Source organism: Variovorax sp. RKNM96 (assembly GCF_017161115.1).
GTDB lineage: Bacteria > Pseudomonadota > Gammaproteobacteria > Burkholderiales > Burkholderiaceae_C > Variovorax.
Genome location: NZ_CP046508.1, coordinates 5697684 through 5713075, shown reverse-complemented (window position 1 = coordinate 5713075; position 15392 = coordinate 5697684). Strand labels below are relative to the sequence as shown.

Below are 15392 nucleotides of genomic sequence, written 5' to 3'. Positions count from 1 at the left end.
GGCCCCACCCGATGAATGCTCCGACCGCGTTGAACACGCTGTTGGCACAGGCCGCAGAGCCTGTCCGACTGCGCGAGATCCCGTACAACTACACCAGCTTCTCCGATCGCGAGATCGTGATTCGCCTGCTGGGCGAACGTGGCTGGGAACTGCTCCAGACCCTGCGCGCCGAGCGCCGCACCGGCCGATCGGCGCGCATGCTCTACGAGGTGCTGGGCGACATCTGGGTGGTGCAGCGCAATCCCTACCTCGTCGACGACCTGCTCGACAACCCGCGCCGCCGCGGCCAGCTGGTCGAGGCGCTGCGCCACCGGCTCTCCGAAGTCCAGAAGCGCCGCACCCCCGACAGCGACATGCCGCGCGACCAACTGGTCGGCGAGCTCACCGCGCTGGTCGGCGATGCGGTGGCCGCCTTCGACACCAAGTTCCGCGACGTCGCGGCGCTGCGCCGCAAGGCCACGCGCGTGCTGGGCCGGCTCACCGCCAAGGACAACATCAAGTTCGACGGGCTCTCCCGCGTATCGCATGTGACCGATGCGACCGATTGGCGCGTGGAGTACCCCTTCGTCGTGCTGTGCCCCGACACCGAGGCCGAGATGGCGCTGCTGGTGAAGGGCTGCATCGAACTGGGCCTGACCATCATTCCGCGCGGGGGCGGCACCGGCTACACAGGCGGCGCGATTCCGCTCACCTGGAACAGCGTCGTCATCAACACCGAGAAGCTCGAGGCGATGACCGAGGTCGAGCACATCGCGCTCCCAGGCCTTGCCGACCCCGTGCCCACCATCTGGACCGAAGCCGGCGTCGTCACGCAGCGCGTGGCCGATGCGGCCGAGCGCGCGGGCTTCGTGTTCGCGGTCGATCCCACGTCTGCCGAGGCCTCGTGCGTCGGCGGCAACGTCGCGATGAATGCCGGCGGCAAGAAGGCCGTGCTCTGGGGCACCGCGCTGGACAACCTCGCCTCGTGGCGCATGGTCACGCCGCAGGCCGAGTGGCTCGAAGTCACGCGCCTCGGCCACAACCTGGGCAAGATCCACGACGCCGAGCGTGCCCTGTTCGAGCTGCAGTATTTCGCGGCCGACGGCAAGACAAAACTGCGCACCGAGCAGCTCGACATCCCCGGCAAGACCTTCCGCAAGGAAGGCCTCGGCAAGGACGTGACCGACAAGTTCCTCTCGGGCCTGCCGGGCATCCAGAAGGAGGGCTGCGACGGCCTCATCACCAGCTGCCGCTGGGTGGTGCACAAGATGCCCTCGCACACGCGCACCGTGTGCCTCGAATTCTTCGGCAACGCGAAGGACGCGGTGCCCAGCATCGTCGAGATCAAGGACTTCATGTTCGCCGAGCAGAAGCGCTCGGGCGTGCTGCTGGCGGGCCTGGAGCACCTGGACGACCGCTACCTGAAGGCCGTGGGCTACGCCACGAAATCCAAGAAGCACGGGGGGCTGCCGAAGATGGTGCTGTTCGGCGACATCGCGGGCGACGACGCCGACGCGGTGGCGCGCGTCACCTCGGAAGTGGTGCGCATCGCCAACTCGCGCAGCGGCGAAGGTTTCATCGCCATCAGCCCCGAGGCGCGCAAGAAGTTCTGGCTCGACCGCAAGCGCACGGCTGCCATCAGCAAGCACACCAACGCCTTCAAGATCAACGAAGACGTGGTGATCCCGCTGCCGCGCATGGCCGAGTACAGCGACGGCATCGAACGCATCAACATCGAGCTGTCGCTGCAGAACAAGCTCGCGCTCACCGACGAACTCGAGACCTTCCTCACGCGCGGCAACCTGCCGCTGGGCAAGACCGACGACGCGCATGAGATCCCGGCGGCCGAGCTGCTCGAAGACCGCGTGGCGCAGGCCGTGGCGCTGGTGCACGAGGTGCGTGCGCTCTGGGCCGGCTGGCTGCAGGACGTCGACCCGCTGTTCCCGCAACTGCAGGACCACAGCCTGCGCGCGAGCTGGAAGACGCAACTGCGCCAGCCGCTGCAGGAGATCTTCTCGGGCGCCGAGTTCGCGCCGATCCTGGCCGAATGCACGGCCATCCACAAGCGCGTGCTCAAGGGCCGCGTGTGGGTCGCGCTGCACATGCACGCGGGCGACGGCAACGTGCACACCAACATCCCCGTGAACAGCGACAACTACGACATGCTGCAGACCGCGCATGCCGCGGTGGTGCGCATCATGGCGCTGGCGCGCAGCCTCGACGGCGTGATCTCGGGCGAGCACGGCATCGGCATCACGAAGCTCGAATTCCTGAGCGACGAAGAACTGCGCCCGTTCACCGAATACAAGGCCCGGGTCGACCCCGAAGGCCGCTTCAACAAGGGCAAGCTCCTGCGCGCTCCGGCGGGCGAGGCGGTCACGCTGCATGCTGACCTGACCAACGCCTACACGCCGAGCTTCGGCCTCATGGGTCACGAGTCGCTGATCATGCAGCAGAGCGACATCGGCGCCATCGCCGACAGCGTGAAGGACTGCCTGCGCTGCGGCAAGTGCAAGCCGGTGTGCGCCACCCACGTGCCGCGCGCCAACCTGCTCTACAGCCCGCGCAACAAGATCCTCGCGACCTCGCTGCTGGTCGAAGCGTTCCTCTATGAAGAACAGACCCGGCGCGGCATCAGCATCAAGCACTGGGAAGAGTTCGAGGACGTGGCAGACCACTGCACCGTGTGCCACAAGTGCCTCACGCCCTGCCCGGTGAAGATCGACTTCGGCGACGTGTCGATGAACATGCGCAACCTGCTGCGCAAGATGGGGCAGAAGAGCTTCCGGCCCGGCAACGCGGCGGCGATGTTCTTCCTGAATGCGACCAACCCGCAGACCATCAAGGCGGTGCGTGCGGGCATGGTGGGCATCGGCTTCAAGGCGCAGCGCCTGGCCAACGACCTGCTGCGCGGCCTGGCGAAGAAGCAGACCGCCGCGCCGCCGGCCACGCTGGGTGTGGCGCCGCTCAAGGAGCAGGTGATCCACTTCATCAACAAGAAGATGCCGGGCAACCTGCCGAAGAAGACGGCGCGCGCGCTGCTGGACATCGAGGATGCGGACTACGTGCCGATCATCCGCAACCCGAAGTCGACCACGTCGGAAACCGAGGCGGTCTTCTACTTCCCGGGATGCGGCTCGGAGCGGCTGTTCTCGCAGGTGGGCCTGGCCACGCAGGCGATGCTCTGGCACGCAGGCGTGCAGACGGTGCTGCCGCCGGGCTACCTGTGCTGCGGCTATCCGCAACGCGGCAGCGGTCAGTTCGACAAGGCCGAGAAGATGATCACGGACAACCGCGTGCTCTTCCACCGCGTGGCCAACACGCTCAACTACCTCGACATCAAGACGGTGGTGGTGAGCTGCGGCACCTGCTACGACCAGTTGCAGGGCTACCAGTTCGACAAGATCTTCCCGGGCTGCCGGATCATCGACATCCACGAGTACCTGCTCGAGAAGGGCATCACGCTCGCCGATGCGGGCGGTGGTGGCTACCTCTATCACGACCCCTGCCACTCGCCGATGAAGCTGCAGGACCCGATGAAGACGGTGAAGGCGCTGGTGGGCGACAACGTGCTCAAGAACGACCGCTGCTGCGGCGAGTCAGGCACGCTGGGCGTGTCGCGGCCCGACATCTCCACGCAGATCCGCTTCCGCAAGGAAGAAGAGCTCAAGAAGGGCGAGGCCGCATTGCGCGACGCCGGCCAGGTCGGCGCCAAGGACAACGTGAAGATCCTCACCAGTTGCCCGAGCTGCCTGCAGGGCCTCTCGCGCTACGGCAACGACTTGAACAACGGCCTCCTCGAGGCCGACTACATCGTGGTCGAGATGGCCAACAAGATCCTGGGCGACGACTGGATGCCGAAGTACGTGGCCGCCGCCAACCAGGGCGGGATTGAGCGGGTGCTGGTATGACGGCGCAGCACGGGTGCCCCTTCTGCGAAGGCCCCGGCGGCCGCGTCGTGTTCGAGTACGCGAAGCTGCGCGTGATCCATGCGGAGGAGGCGGGCTTCCCGGCTTTCTACCGCGTGATCTGGCGCGAGCATGCGCCGGAGTTTTCCGATCTCGATGCAGCAGACCGCGTGCTGTGCATGGAGGCGGTGACGGTGGTCGAGCAGTGCCTGCGCGAGCACCTCAAGCCCGCGAAGATCAACCTCGCCGCGCTCGGCAACATGGTGCCGCACCTGCATTGGCATGTGATCGCGCGCTTCGACTGGGACAGCCACTTTCCCTCGCCGTTCTGGGCGGCCGCGCAGCGCGCAGCGCCGGTCGATTGCGTGGCGGATCTGCAGGCGCTGTTGCCGAAGGTGGAGGCCGAAATGGTCCGCCGGTTGGCGTTGCTGCAGGGCTGAGCTCGACGACGACCGCGCTCAGCGCGCGGAGGCCGTGCAGGTCGCCGCCAGCTTGCGGTTCGCGCAGGCTTCCTTGAATTCCGGTGTGGCGCGCATCTCCTTCGAGAAGCGCTTCGATGCGACGCTGCCATCGCGGCACACACGATCCAGTTCGGCCTGAGCCTCGCGGTTGCCCGCATTCGATGCATGGGCCAGCACGCGCAACGCGTGGATGGGCAAGGCGGATGGCACGCTCGTCGATGAGGTTGCCGCTTCAGTCTTGGGTGCGGATGTGGCCGGCTTGGCCGTCTCGTTCACCGGCAGCGTGCGGCCTGTACCCGCCGAGGTGGGCAGGCGCTCGACCGCGGTGAAGTCGCCGCTCTTGCCCGCGCGTTCGACCATCTGGCGATAGCTGTCTATCATTCGCGAGGTGTCCCTGGGCGTCAGGTCCTTCGCGGGTTTGGCGAGATAGGCTGCGACCTCAGGTGGCAGCGCGGCGTTCACTGCGCTGAATTCGGGCCCTCCGGCCCGCGTCCCGAACTGCGCGGCATGTGCCGCATCGTCGCCCAGTGCGGCTGCGCCTTTGCCGGCCACGCCTGCCACGCCGGTCGCGCTCTCCGCCGCGACGGCGCCTGCACCTACCGCAGCACCCTTGCCGGCCGTGCCCGCCGCCTTGCCCGCGGTTGCGGCCTTGCCTGCCGCCTTGCCGAGCAAGCCCAGGAAGGCATGCGCGGGCACGACGGAGCCGGCTGCCAGTGCGGCGCAGAGGGCAAGGGCTGCCCAGTTCGGGCGCGATGGTCGATGGCGTTGACGTGTCTGCATGCCTCGATGCTAAGCGCTGGTATTCGCGGGCCGAGGCGCATGCGAGCGCAGCAGCGCGGCATACTGCGCGCCTCCCGAGAATTTTCCGAACGGAATACCCCATGGCAGGCTTGAAACCAGGCGCACCGACGCCGCAATCGATCACCGTGCACGGCCAGTCGCGTGTGCTCGAAGTGGGCTTCTCGGACGGCGCGACCTTCCGCATTCCGTTCGAGCTGATGCGCATCTACTCGCCATCCGCCGAAGTGCAGGGCCACGGCCCGGGTCAGGAAGTGCTGCAGACGGGCAAGCGCGACGTCGAGCTTGCCGACCTCGAACCCGTCGGCAACTACGCCGTGCAACCGACCTTCAGCGATGGCCACAACACCGGCATCTACTCGTGGGACCTGCTCTACGAACTCGGCGCGAACCAGGCCGACCTGTGGGCCCAGTACGAGCGTCGCCTGGCCGAAGCGGGCGTCGATCGCGATGCGCCGATGATCGACAAGGGCGGGTCTGCGTGCAGCAGCCACTGATGCTTTCAAATCTTCCGGTGCTATTGAAACGATAGCCCTGCAGGCAGCAAGGACGCGCGTTGCGGCGTCTCTTCATTTGAAGAAAAAGCAACAAATGCCCGCCGTAGGCGCGGGGTCGTCGCCTTGATGTGTAGGCTTCCGGCCTAACATCGGTTGCATGAGTACAACCCACTTCGGCTTCGAGAAAGTCGACGAAAGCGAGAAGGCGCAACGTGTCCGCGGCGTCTTCGATTCGGTGGCCTCGCGCTACGACGTCATGAACGACCTGATGTCGGTGGGCCTGCACCGCGCGTGGAAGGCCTACACCGTGATGGTGGCGAACGTGGGCGAAGGCTCGCGCGTGCTCGACATCGCAGGCGGCACCGGCGACCTCGCGCTGGCCTTCTCGAAGAAGGTCGGCGCCACCGGCCAGGTGGTCCACACCGACATCAACGAAGCCATGCTGAGCACCGGCCGCGACCGCCTGCTCGATGCCGGCGTCGCATTGCCCACGCTGGTCTGCGATGCCGAGAAGCTGCCGTTTCCCGATGACCACTTCGACGTCGTGACCGTGGCCTTTGGCCTGCGCAACATGACGCACAAGGACATCGCACTCAAGGAAATGAACCGCGTGCTCAAGCCGCGCGGCAAGCTCCTGGTGCTCGAGTTCTCCAAGATCGCCAAGCCGCTCACCAAGGCCTACGACTGGTACTCCTTCAACGTGCTGCCGCGCCTTGGCAAGCTCGTGGCCGGCGACGACGCGAGCTATCGCTACCTGGCCGAATCGATCCGCATGCATCCCTCGCAAGAGGAGCTCAAGACCCTCATGAAAGAGGGCGGTTTCGGACATGTGGACTATCACAACATGACGGGTGGCATCGCTGCCCTGCATGTTGGAATCAAGTGTTGATGAGGCGATTTTTCGCTCTAGAGGAGACGACATGAAAAGTTTGAGTTCTTTGTTCCTGGCAGCTGCGTTGGTGCTCGTGAGCGTGCAGGCAGACGCCGCCCGTGTAGGTGGCGGCAAGTCCTTCGGTCGCCAGTCGTCCAACGTGACGCAGCGCCAGTCCACGCCGCCTGCGGCACCTGCACAGCAGAACGCGACCAACTCGGCCGCCAAGCCCGCCACTCCGGCGCCGGCCGCCGCCGCGCCGAAGCGTCCGTGGGGCGCGATGCTCGGCGGTCTCGCCGCGGGCCTCGGCCTCGCATGGCTCGCACATTCGCTGGGCCTGGGCGCCGGTTTCGGCAACATCCTCTTGATCGGTCTCCTGGTGTTCGCCGCCTTCGCGGTGTGGCGCATCTTCAAGGCGCGCTCGGCTGCTTCGAATGGCGCCAATGGCCAAGGCGGCTTCGCCTTCCAGGGCGCCGGCGGCAACCCCGCCAACGCCAGCGCGCCGGTGCAGTACAGCCCGGCCAATGTGGGCAACGATGCGTCGGCACGCCCATGGGAGCGTTCGGCCACCGCCTTCGACGCCACGCCGGCCGAAGGTGACCGCCATGGCAGCAGCCTCTCGGCAGCAGGCGCCGCAGCGGGCGGCAGCATGATCGGTTCCGCCCTCGGCGGTTCGCAGTCCTGGGGCATTCCCGCGGGCTTCGACGTGGAAGGCTTCCTTGGCGCCGCCAAGCGCAACTTCGTGACGCTGCAGGACGCATGGGACCGCGCCGACGTGTCGATGCTGCGCTCGATGATGACCGACGAAATGGTCGAGGAAATCCGCACACAGCTGGCCGACCGTGCCAGCCACACCGGTGGTGCGTCGAACAAGACCGAAGTCGTGATGCTCGACGCCAAGCTGCTCGGCATCGAAGAGCTGCCCGACGCCTACATGGCGAGCGTGGAGTTCTCCGGCATGATCCGCGAGGACGCCTCGGCAGGCCCGGGTCCGTTCCGCGAAGTGTGGAACATGACCAAGCCGACCAGCGGCGGTGGCGGCTGGCTCGTTGCCGGCGTGCAAGCGCTGCAGTAAACGACAGACGTTCGCGGCCGCCGGGTCGCCTACAGAAACGATAATGGGGACATGGCCACACCATCGTCCCCTTTTTCTTTTCTCGGCGACCTCTTCAACCGCATCGGCGAGCGCCTCCAGCCGCCGGACTGGGCGGTCCACGAGATCCAGCACCGCGCAGTCCTGTTCCTCAACCATGTGCTGCAGCAGGAGCCCGAGGCCCAGCAGCGGCTGCTGCGCCAGCAGGGCAGGGTGGTGCGCTTCCAGTGGCGCTTCGTGACGATGGAACTGGTGGCTACGCCGGCCGGCCTGCTTGACCTGGCACCGCCCGGTTCCACGCCTGAACTCACCCTCACCGTCACCGACGAATCCCCCTTCGAGATCGCCCGCGCCACGCTGCGCGGCGACAAGCCCTCGGTGCAGATTGTCGGCGACGTGCAGCTGGCCGCCGAGGTCAACTGGCTGGTCGACCACGTGCGCTGGGACGTCGAGGACGACCTCGCCCGCGTGATCGGCGATGTGCCCGCGCACACCCTGGGCAACGGCGTGCGGCGCGTGGTGACGGCGCTGCGCCAGTTCGTCGGCGACCGCACGGCCAAGGCCGGCGGTTCGGCGGGCCAGGCCGAATGAGGCGCTTCTACCGCGGCCTGTTCATCGTCTGGGTCGCGCTGCGCTACGGCCTGGACGAGCTCGTGCTCACGAGCTTCCAGAAGCCCTGGCTGCGCGTGGTGGCCCGCGTCGTCTCCATCGGCCGCAATCTCGATGCGCCGCGCGGCCAGCGGCTGCGCGAGGCGCTCGAGCGCCTGGGGCCCATCTTCGTGAAGTTCGGCCAGGTGCTCTCGACCCGGCGCGACCTGCTGCCGCCCGACATCGCCGACGAGCTCGCCTTCCTGCAGGACCGCGTGCCGCCGTTCCCCTCGGCGGTGGCCATCGCCACCATCGAGCGCGCGTTCCGCCGTCCGGTGGGCGATGTGTTCGTGCAGTTCGACGAGACGCCGATCGCCAGCGCCTCGATCGCGCAGGTGCACTTCGCGACCATCCGCACCAACCAGGGCGAGATCCGCGACGTCGCGGTGAAGGTGCTGAGGCCCAACATGCGCGGCGTGATCGAGAAAGACCTGGCGCTCATGGCCATGATGGCCGGCTGGGTCGAGAAGCTCTCGCCCGACGGCAAGCGCCTGAAGCCGCGCGAGGTGGTCGGCGAGTTCGACAAGTACCTGCACGACGAGCTCGACCTGGTGCGCGAGGCCGCCAACGCGGCCCAGCTGCGCCGCAACATGGCCTCGCTCGACCTGGTGCTGATCCCCGAGATGTTCTGGGACTTCTGCCACCCCGAGGTGATCGTGATGGAGCGCATGAACGGCGTGCCCATCGCCCAGCTCGACCGTCTGCGCGCCGCCGGCGTCGACATTCCCAAGCTCGCGCGCGACGGCGTCACGATCTTCTTCACGCAGGTGTTCCGCGACGGCTTCTTCCATGCCGACATGCACCCCGGCAACATCCAGGTGAGCCTGGCGCCCGAGACCTTCGGGCGCTACATCTCACTCGATTTCGGGATCATCGGCACGCTCACCGAGTCGGACAAGGAATACCTCGCGCAGAACTTCGTGGCCTTCTTCCGGCGCGACTACAAGCGCGTGGCCGAGCTGCATCTGGAAAGCGGCTGGGTGCCCGAGGGCACGCGCATCGACGAGCTGGAGGCGGCGATCCGCACCGTCTGCGAGCCGTACTTCGACCGGCCACTGAAGGAAATCTCGCTCGGCATGGTGCTCATGCGCCTGTTCCAGACCTCGCGGCGCTTCCATGTCGAGATCCAGCCGCAGCTGGTGCTGCTGCAGAAGACGCTGCTCAACATCGAGGGCCTCGGCCGCCAGCTCGACCCCGAACTCGACCTCTGGCACACGGCCAAGCCTTTCCTCGAGAAATGGATGGTCGACCAGATCGGGCCGAAGAAGCTGCTACAGCAACTGAAGGCCGAAGCGCCGCGCTACGCAAAATTGCTGCCGCAATTGCCTCGATTGCTTCACGATTTCCTGGAAAATCGGCCGCCCGATCACCGCCGCGAGCTGCTGGAGCTGTTGGCCGCGCAAAAGCGCACCAACAAGCTGCTGCAAACCATCATCTACGGTGGCATAGGTTTTGTATTGGGGTTGCTCGCCATGCAATTGCTGGTGCGTGTGAAGTTGTTCTAGAGGAGATTCCCCCGTGCTGCTGACGTTGGTCATCGTCTATCTGCTGGTCACCATCGCCATCGGGCTCTATGCCGCCAAGCGGGTGAAGAACACCACCGACTTCGCCATCGCGGGGCGGCACCTGCCGCTTTTCATGATCGTGACGACCACCTTCGCGACCTGGTTCGGGTCCGAAACGGTGCTCGGCATCCCGGCCAAGTTCATCGAGGGCGGCCTGCACGGCGTGGTCGAAGACCCGTTCGGCGCCGGCACCTGCCTGATCCTGGTGGGCCTGTTCTTCGCGGGCAAGCTCTACCGCATGACGCTGCTGACCATCAGCGACTACTACCGCGAGCGCTACGGCCGCACGGTGGAAGTGGCCTGCACGCTGATCATCATGCTGAGCTACCTGGGCTGGGTCTCGGCGCAGGTCACGGCGCTGGGGCTGGTGTTCAACGTGCTGTCGGCGGGTGCCATCAGCATTCCGCTGGGCATGGTGATCGGGGTGGTCTCGATCCTGGCCTACACGCTCTTCGGCGGCATGTGGTCGGTGGCGGTGACCGACTTCATCCAGATGATCATCCTGGTCGCCGGCCTCGCGGTGATCGCGGTGTTCGCCGGCAACATGGCCGGCGGCGCCGACAAGGTGGTGGCCTTCGCGGTCAGCAAGGACCTCTTCAAGTTCTGGCCCGAGCCCAACTGGCACGACATGGTGTTCTTCTTCGCCGCCGCCATCACGATGATGCTGGGCTCCATTCCGCAGCAGGACGTGTTCCAGCGCGTGATGTCGGCCAACAGCGTGAAGGCCGCGACCCGCGGGCCGGTGATCGGCGGCGTGGCGTACATCCTCTTTGCCTTCGTGCCGATGTTCCTCGTGGCCAGCGCGCTCCTGATCATGCCGGAGGAGGTGGCCGTGCTGCTGAAGGAAGATCCGCAGAAGGTGCTGCCCACCCTGGTGCTGCAGAAGATGCCGTTCGTGATGCAGGTGCTGTTCTTCGGCGCGCTGCTGTCGGCCATCAAGTCGACCGCCTCGGCCACGCTTCTGGCGCCCAGCGTCACCTTCACCGAGAACATCTGGCGCCAGTTCCGCCCGGCGGGCACCGATCGACAGAACCTCATGACCATGCGCATCACGGTGCTGCTGTTCAGCGCCGCGGTGCTGGCCTACGCCATCCGCATGCAGGGCACGCCGATCTACGAACTGGTCTCGGGCGCCTACCAGGTGCCGCTGGTGGGGGCCTTCGTGCCGCTGGTGTGCGGGCTCTACTGGCGCCGCGCCACCACGCAGGGGGCGGTTGCGTCGATCCTGCTGGGCATCGGCACCTGGCTGCTATTCCTGGCGACGCCCTGGAGCGCCGTTTTCCCGGCCCAGTTGGCGGGTGTTCTGGCCTCGTTCACCGGCATGGTGGCCGGCTCGCTGCTGCCGCAGTGGGTAGCGAACACTCACACGCCGCATCGGCCCCTGGCCACCGAAGCAGCCTGAGAGCGCCCCGGCAGCGGGGTGGGCCCTTATAATCGAGGGCTTTGCGAGCGGCAGCTGCGCCGCTTTTTGGACCCTATTTCCCCCATGCCCATCTACGCCTACAAGTGCAGCGCCTGCGGCTTTGCCAAGGACGCTTTGCAGAAGATGTCCGACGCGCCCCTCACGGTGTGCCCGGCGTGCGGCGCCAGTGCCTTCGAAAAGCAGGTCACGGCCGCCGGTTTCCAGCTCAAGGGTTCGGGCTGGTACGTGACCGATTTCCGCGAAGGCGGCGGCAAGAAGGCCGAGCCCGCCACCGCCCCCGTGGCGAGCGAAGGCGCCAAGTCCGCCGAGTCGTCTTCCTCCTCCTCCAGCGCGGCCGCGCCGAGCCCCGCGCCTGCACCGGCGGCAGCTGCTCCCGCCCCCGCCCCTGCCGCCAAGAGCGGCGACTGAGAACCCGCCATGCTCGCCCTGCGCAAATGGTTGTTCTCCGGCTTGCTGGTGATCGTTCCGCTGTTCATCACCCTGGCGGTGCTGAAGTGGATCATCGACACGCTGGACCAGACGCTCTGGGTGCTGCCGGCCGTCTGGCAGAAATGGCTGTTCGAGAACAACATCCGCGGCCTGGGCGTGCTGCTCACGCTGGCGATCCTGCTGGTGGTCGGTGCCATTGCGAGCAACTTCGTCGGCAAGCGCCTGCTCGGCTGGGGCGATGCCGTGGTGCGGCGCATTCCGGTCGTGCGTTCGATCTATTCGAGCGTCAAGCAGGTCTCGGACACGCTGTTCTCCGAGAACGGCAACGCGTTCCGCACGGCAGTGCTGGTCCAGTGGCCGCGCGAGAACGTGTGGACCATTGCCTTCGTGACCGGCGCGCCGGGCAACGAGGTGGCCGAGCACCTGGGCACCGAGGAATTCCTCAGCGTCTACGTGCCGACCACGCCCAACCCCACGGGCGGCTATTTCGTGATGCTCAAGCGCAGCGACTGCATCGAACTGAAGATGAGCGTGGACGAAGCGCTCAAGTACATCGTCTCGATGGGCGTGGTCGTTCCAGGCGGCCCCTCCACGGTGGCGATCAAGCCATCCAACTCATAAAAACGAACGCGCCACGACGGCGCCGGAAGTCATCCCTATGGCCATGCGTACTCACTATTGCGGTCTTGTGACCGAAGCCCTGTTGGGCCAGACCGTCACCCTGTGCGGTTGGGTCAACCGTCGCCGCGACCACGGCGGCGTGATCTTCATCGACGTGCGCGACCGCGAAGGCTACGTGCAGGTGGTGTGCGACCCCGATCGCGCCTCCACCTTCGCCGTGGCCGAAGGCCTGCGCAACGAGTTCTGCGTGCAGATCACCGGCCTCGTGCGCGCGCGCCCTGAAGGCACCGTGAATGACCAGCTCAAGAGCGGCAAGATCGAAGTGCTGTGCCACGAGCTCAAGGTGCTCAACCCGTCGGTCACGCCGCCGTTCCTTCTGGACGACGACAACCTCTCGGAAACCACCCGCCTCACGCACCGCGTGCTCGACCTGCGCCGTCCGGCCATGCAGCGCAACATGATGCTGCGCTACAAGGTGACGATGGAAACCCGCAAGTTCCTCGATGCCAACGGCTTCATCGACATCGAGACGCCGATGCTGGGCAAGTCCACGCCCGAAGGCGCGCGCGACTACCTCGTGCCCAGCCGCGTGCACGACGGCAGCTTCTTCGCGCTGCCGCAGTCGCCCCAGCTCTTCAAGCAATTGCTGATGGTGGCCGGCTACGACCGCTACTACCAGATCGTGAAGTGCTTCCGCGACGAAGACCTGCGCGCCGACCGCCAGCCCGAATTCACGCAGATCGACATCGAGACCTCGTTCCTCGCCGAAGAAGAAATTCGCGAGATGTTCGAAGGGATGATCCGCAACGTGTTCCGCAACGCCGCGGGCATCGATCTGCCGGTGTTCCCGACCATGACGTACGGCGATGCGATGTTCAAGTACGGCTCGGACAAGCCGGACCTGCGCGTGAAGCTCGAGTTCACCGAACTCACCGAGCTCATGAAGCGCGTGGAATTCAAGGTGTTCTCGAACGCCGCCACGATGGTCGGTGGCCGTGTCGTGGCACTGCGCGTGCCAGGCGGCGGCGCTGAGGGTGGCCTGTCGCGCGGTGAAATCGACGCGTATCAAGAGTTCGTCAAGATCTACGGCGCCAAGGGCCTGGCATATATCAAGGTGAACGACGCGCAAGCCGGCCGCGAAGGCCTGCAAAGCCCGATCGTGAAGAACCTCGACGACGCCTCGCTGGCCGAGATCATCGCCCGCACGGGTGCGCGCAACGGCGACATCCTGTTCTTCGGCGCCGACAAGGAAAAGGTCGTCAACGACGCCATCGGCGCGCTGCGCGTGAAGATCGGCCACAGCGCCTTCGGCAAGAAGAGCGGCCTGTTCGACGACCGCTGGGCGCCGCTCTGGGTGGTCGACTTTCCGATGTTCGAGTTCGACGAGGAAGGCCAGCGCTGGAGCGCCGTGCACCATCCGTTCACGGCACCCAAGGACGGCCATGAAGACCTCATGGACACCGCGCCCGAGAAGTGCATCGCCAAGGCCTACGACATGGTGCTCAACGGCATCGAGATGGGCGGCGGATCGGTGCGTATCCACCGCGAGGAAGTGCAGAGCAAGGTGTTCCGCGCGCTGAAGATCAGCGCCGAGGACGCACAGCTCAAGTTCGGCTTCCTGCTGGACGCGCTGCAGTACGGCGCCCCGCCGCACGGCGGCATCGCCATCGGCCTGGACCGCCTGGTCATGCTGATGACCGGCGCCGAGTCGATCCGCGACGTGATCGCCTTCCCCAAGACCCAGCGCGCGCAGGACCTGCTGACGCAGGCGCCGAGCCCGGTCGACGAAAAGCAGCTGCGCGAACTGCACATCAAGCTGCGCAACACACCTCAAGCCGCCTGATACGGCCATGACGACCAGCCCCCGGCCCTGGAAGATCCCGGAGTCGGTGCTGGTCGTGATCCACACGCCGGCACTCGACGTGCTGCTGATCCGGCGGGCCGATGCCAACGAGTTCTGGCAATCGGTCACCGGCAGCAAGGATGCAATCGACGAGCCGCTCGCGCTCACCGCCGCACGCGAGGTGGCCGAGGAAACCGGCATCGAATGCGGCGAGGGCACCGCGCTGGCCTCGCAACTGGTCGACTGGCAGCTGCGCAACATCTACGAGATCTACCCGGGCTGGCGTGCGCGCTACGAGCCCGGCGTCACGCACAACACCGAGCACCTGTTCGGCCTCTGCGTGCCCGAGCGCCTGACGCCCCGGCTCGATCCGCGCGAACACACCGACTGGCAATGGCTGCCGTACCACGAAGCAGCCGACGCGTGTTTTTCCCCGTCGAACGCCGAAGCCATTCTGTTGCTGCCAGAATTTGTGCGATGAACCAGCCGGCATCCGCACCAGCAGCGCAGAACCTCCGCGTCGCGACCTACAACATCCACAAGGGTGTGCAGGGCATCGGGCCCGCCCGGCGGCTCGAGATCCACAACCTCGGCCACGCCATCGAACAACTCGACGCCGACATCATTTGCCTGCAGGAAGTGCGCAAGATGAACCGGCAGGCAGCGGCCCGCTTTGCGCGCTGGCCAGAATTGCCGCAGGCCGACTTCCTTGCGCCCGAGGGCTATACCGCCGTCTACGAAACCAACGCCGTCACGCGCCACGGTGAGCACGGCAATGCGCTGCTCACGCGCTGGCCGGTGATCCGCACCGGCCACCAGGACATCTCCGACCATCGCTTCGAACAGCGCGGGCTGCTGCACGTCGTGATCGAAGTCGAAGGCCAGCCGGTGCACGCCATCGTGGTGCACCTGGGCCTCATCAAGGGCAGCCGCGTGCGGCAGATTGCGCGCCTGCGCGAATTCATCGACCGCGAGGTGCCGGCCGACGAGGCCGTGGTCGTGGCCGGAGATTTCAACGACTGGGGTGCGCGCATGCGTTACGCCATGAACGCGATGGGCCTGCGCGATGCGAGCGACCTGCGCGGCCCGCGCACGCTGACCTACCCCTCGCGGCTGCCGGTGGCGCAACTCGATTTCGTTTATGGCCGCAAGCTCGAGCCGCTTTCGTGCACCGTGCCGCGTGGCCCGATCTGGGCCCGCATGTCCGATCACCTGCCGCTGGTAGCCGATTTCTCACTACCTAATTGATAGCATCT

At 66.3% G+C, this 15392-nt stretch carries 14 protein-coding genes; 13 read left to right on the top strand and 1 reads right to left on the bottom strand.

Annotation, left to right across the window (positions count from 1 at the left end):
- Positions 1-11 precede the first annotated feature (11 nt).
- Complete coding sequence (locus tag GNX71_RS26505) at positions 12-3890, top strand: FAD/FMN-binding oxidoreductase (RefSeq protein ID WP_206175181.1); 3879 nt, start codon at positions 12-14, stop codon at positions 3888-3890.
- Positions 3887-4327, top strand: a complete 441-nt coding sequence (locus GNX71_RS26500; protein WP_206175180.1) for an HIT family protein — start codon at positions 3887-3889, stop codon at positions 4325-4327. The genes GNX71_RS26505 and GNX71_RS26500 overlap by 4 nt, the downstream gene beginning before the upstream one ends.
- A gap of 18 nt (positions 4328-4345) precedes the next feature.
- On the opposite strand, the gene GNX71_RS26495 is transcribed toward GNX71_RS26500, so the two are convergent.
- Positions 4346-5128 carry a hypothetical protein gene (locus tag GNX71_RS26495; protein WP_206175179.1) on the bottom strand — a complete coding sequence of 261 codons (783 nt, stop codon included), beginning with the start codon at positions 5126-5128 and terminating at the stop codon, positions 4346-4348.
- Between the two features lie 101 nt (positions 5129-5229).
- On the opposite strand from GNX71_RS26495, the gene GNX71_RS26490 reads away from it, so the two are divergent.
- From GNX71_RS26490 to GNX71_RS26440, 11 genes are all read left to right on the top strand, one after another.
- Positions 5230-5643 carry a DUF971 domain-containing protein gene (locus tag GNX71_RS26490; RefSeq protein ID WP_206175178.1) on the top strand — a complete coding sequence of 138 codons (414 nt, stop codon included), beginning with the start codon at positions 5230-5232 and terminating at the stop codon, positions 5641-5643.
- A gap of 157 nt (positions 5644-5800) precedes the next feature.
- Entirely contained in the window at positions 5801-6532 is a 732-nt protein-coding gene (gene ubiE / locus GNX71_RS26485; protein WP_093438975.1) for a bifunctional demethylmenaquinone methyltransferase/2-methoxy-6-polyprenyl-1,4-benzoquinol methylase UbiE, read from the top strand.
- A 31-nt stretch (positions 6533-6563) separates the two neighbouring features.
- Positions 6564-7589, top strand: coding sequence for a TIM44-like domain-containing protein (locus GNX71_RS26480; RefSeq protein ID WP_206175177.1), 1026 nt, complete (start codon positions 6564-6566; stop codon positions 7587-7589).
- Positions 7590-7640: 51 nt separating this feature from the next.
- The gene (locus GNX71_RS26475; RefSeq protein ID WP_206175176.1) at positions 7641-8198 is read left to right on the top strand and encodes a hypothetical protein; all 558 of its coding nucleotides are present in this window, start codon (positions 7641-7643) and stop codon (positions 8196-8198) included.
- The gene (ubiB, locus tag GNX71_RS26470) at positions 8195-9760 is read left to right on the top strand and encodes a ubiquinone biosynthesis regulatory protein kinase UbiB (RefSeq protein ID WP_206175175.1); all 1566 of its coding nucleotides are present in this window, start codon (positions 8195-8197) and stop codon (positions 9758-9760) included. Before GNX71_RS26475 ends, ubiB begins: the two co-directional genes overlap by 4 nt.
- A gap of 13 nt (positions 9761-9773) precedes the next feature.
- Positions 9774-11222, top strand: coding sequence for a sodium:solute symporter family protein (locus tag GNX71_RS26465; protein WP_206175174.1), 1449 nt, complete (start codon positions 9774-9776; stop codon positions 11220-11222).
- An 84-nt stretch (positions 11223-11306) separates the two neighbouring features.
- Complete coding sequence (locus GNX71_RS26460) at positions 11307-11651, top strand: FmdB family zinc ribbon protein (RefSeq protein WP_206175173.1); 345 nt, start codon at positions 11307-11309, stop codon at positions 11649-11651.
- A 9-nt stretch (positions 11652-11660) separates the two neighbouring features.
- The gene (locus tag GNX71_RS26455) at positions 11661-12293 is read left to right on the top strand and encodes a DUF502 domain-containing protein (RefSeq protein ID WP_206175172.1); all 633 of its coding nucleotides are present in this window, start codon (positions 11661-11663) and stop codon (positions 12291-12293) included.
- A 37-nt stretch (positions 12294-12330) separates the two neighbouring features.
- The gene (gene aspS / locus GNX71_RS26450; RefSeq protein WP_206175171.1) at positions 12331-14136 is read left to right on the top strand and encodes an aspartate--tRNA ligase; all 1806 of its coding nucleotides are present in this window, start codon (positions 12331-12333) and stop codon (positions 14134-14136) included.
- Positions 14137-14143: 7 nt separating this feature from the next.
- Entirely contained in the window at positions 14144-14617 is a 474-nt protein-coding gene (gene nudB / locus GNX71_RS26445) for a dihydroneopterin triphosphate diphosphatase (RefSeq protein WP_206175170.1), read from the top strand.
- Positions 14614-15384, top strand: a complete 771-nt coding sequence (locus GNX71_RS26440; protein WP_206175169.1) for an endonuclease/exonuclease/phosphatase family protein — start codon at positions 14614-14616, stop codon at positions 15382-15384. The genes nudB and GNX71_RS26440 overlap by 4 nt, the downstream gene beginning before the upstream one ends.
- Positions 15385-15392 lie beyond the last annotated feature (8 nt).

What these genes read in the sequence shown, in the direction of transcription:
- GNX71_RS26505 (WP_206175181.1), top strand. Translation starts at nt 12, where the DNA reads ATGAATGCTCCGACCGCGTTGAACACGCTGTTGGCACAGGCCGCAGAG.
- GNX71_RS26500 (WP_206175180.1), top strand. Translation starts at nt 3,887, where the DNA reads ATGACGGCGCAGCACGGGTGCCCCTTCTGCGAAGGCCCCGGCGGCCGC.
- GNX71_RS26495 (WP_206175179.1), bottom strand. Translation starts at nt 5,128, where the DNA reads ATGCAGACACGTCAACGCCATCGACCATCGCGCCCGAACTGGGCAGCC.
- GNX71_RS26490 (WP_206175178.1), top strand. Translation starts at nt 5,230, where the DNA reads ATGGCAGGCTTGAAACCAGGCGCACCGACGCCGCAATCGATCACCGTG.
- ubiE (WP_093438975.1), top strand. Translation starts at nt 5,801, where the DNA reads ATGAGTACAACCCACTTCGGCTTCGAGAAAGTCGACGAAAGCGAGAAG.
- GNX71_RS26480 (WP_206175177.1), top strand. Translation starts at nt 6,564, where the DNA reads ATGAAAAGTTTGAGTTCTTTGTTCCTGGCAGCTGCGTTGGTGCTCGTG.
- GNX71_RS26475 (WP_206175176.1), top strand. Translation starts at nt 7,641, where the DNA reads ATGGCCACACCATCGTCCCCTTTTTCTTTTCTCGGCGACCTCTTCAAC.
- ubiB (WP_206175175.1), top strand. Translation starts at nt 8,195, where the DNA reads ATGAGGCGCTTCTACCGCGGCCTGTTCATCGTCTGGGTCGCGCTGCGC.
- GNX71_RS26460 (WP_206175173.1), top strand. Translation starts at nt 11,307, where the DNA reads ATGCCCATCTACGCCTACAAGTGCAGCGCCTGCGGCTTTGCCAAGGAC.
- GNX71_RS26455 (WP_206175172.1), top strand. Translation starts at nt 11,661, where the DNA reads ATGCTCGCCCTGCGCAAATGGTTGTTCTCCGGCTTGCTGGTGATCGTT.
- aspS (WP_206175171.1), top strand. Translation starts at nt 12,331, where the DNA reads ATGGCCATGCGTACTCACTATTGCGGTCTTGTGACCGAAGCCCTGTTG.
- nudB (WP_206175170.1), top strand. Translation starts at nt 14,144, where the DNA reads ATGACGACCAGCCCCCGGCCCTGGAAGATCCCGGAGTCGGTGCTGGTC.
- GNX71_RS26440 (WP_206175169.1), top strand. Translation starts at nt 14,614, where the DNA reads ATGAACCAGCCGGCATCCGCACCAGCAGCGCAGAACCTCCGCGTCGCG.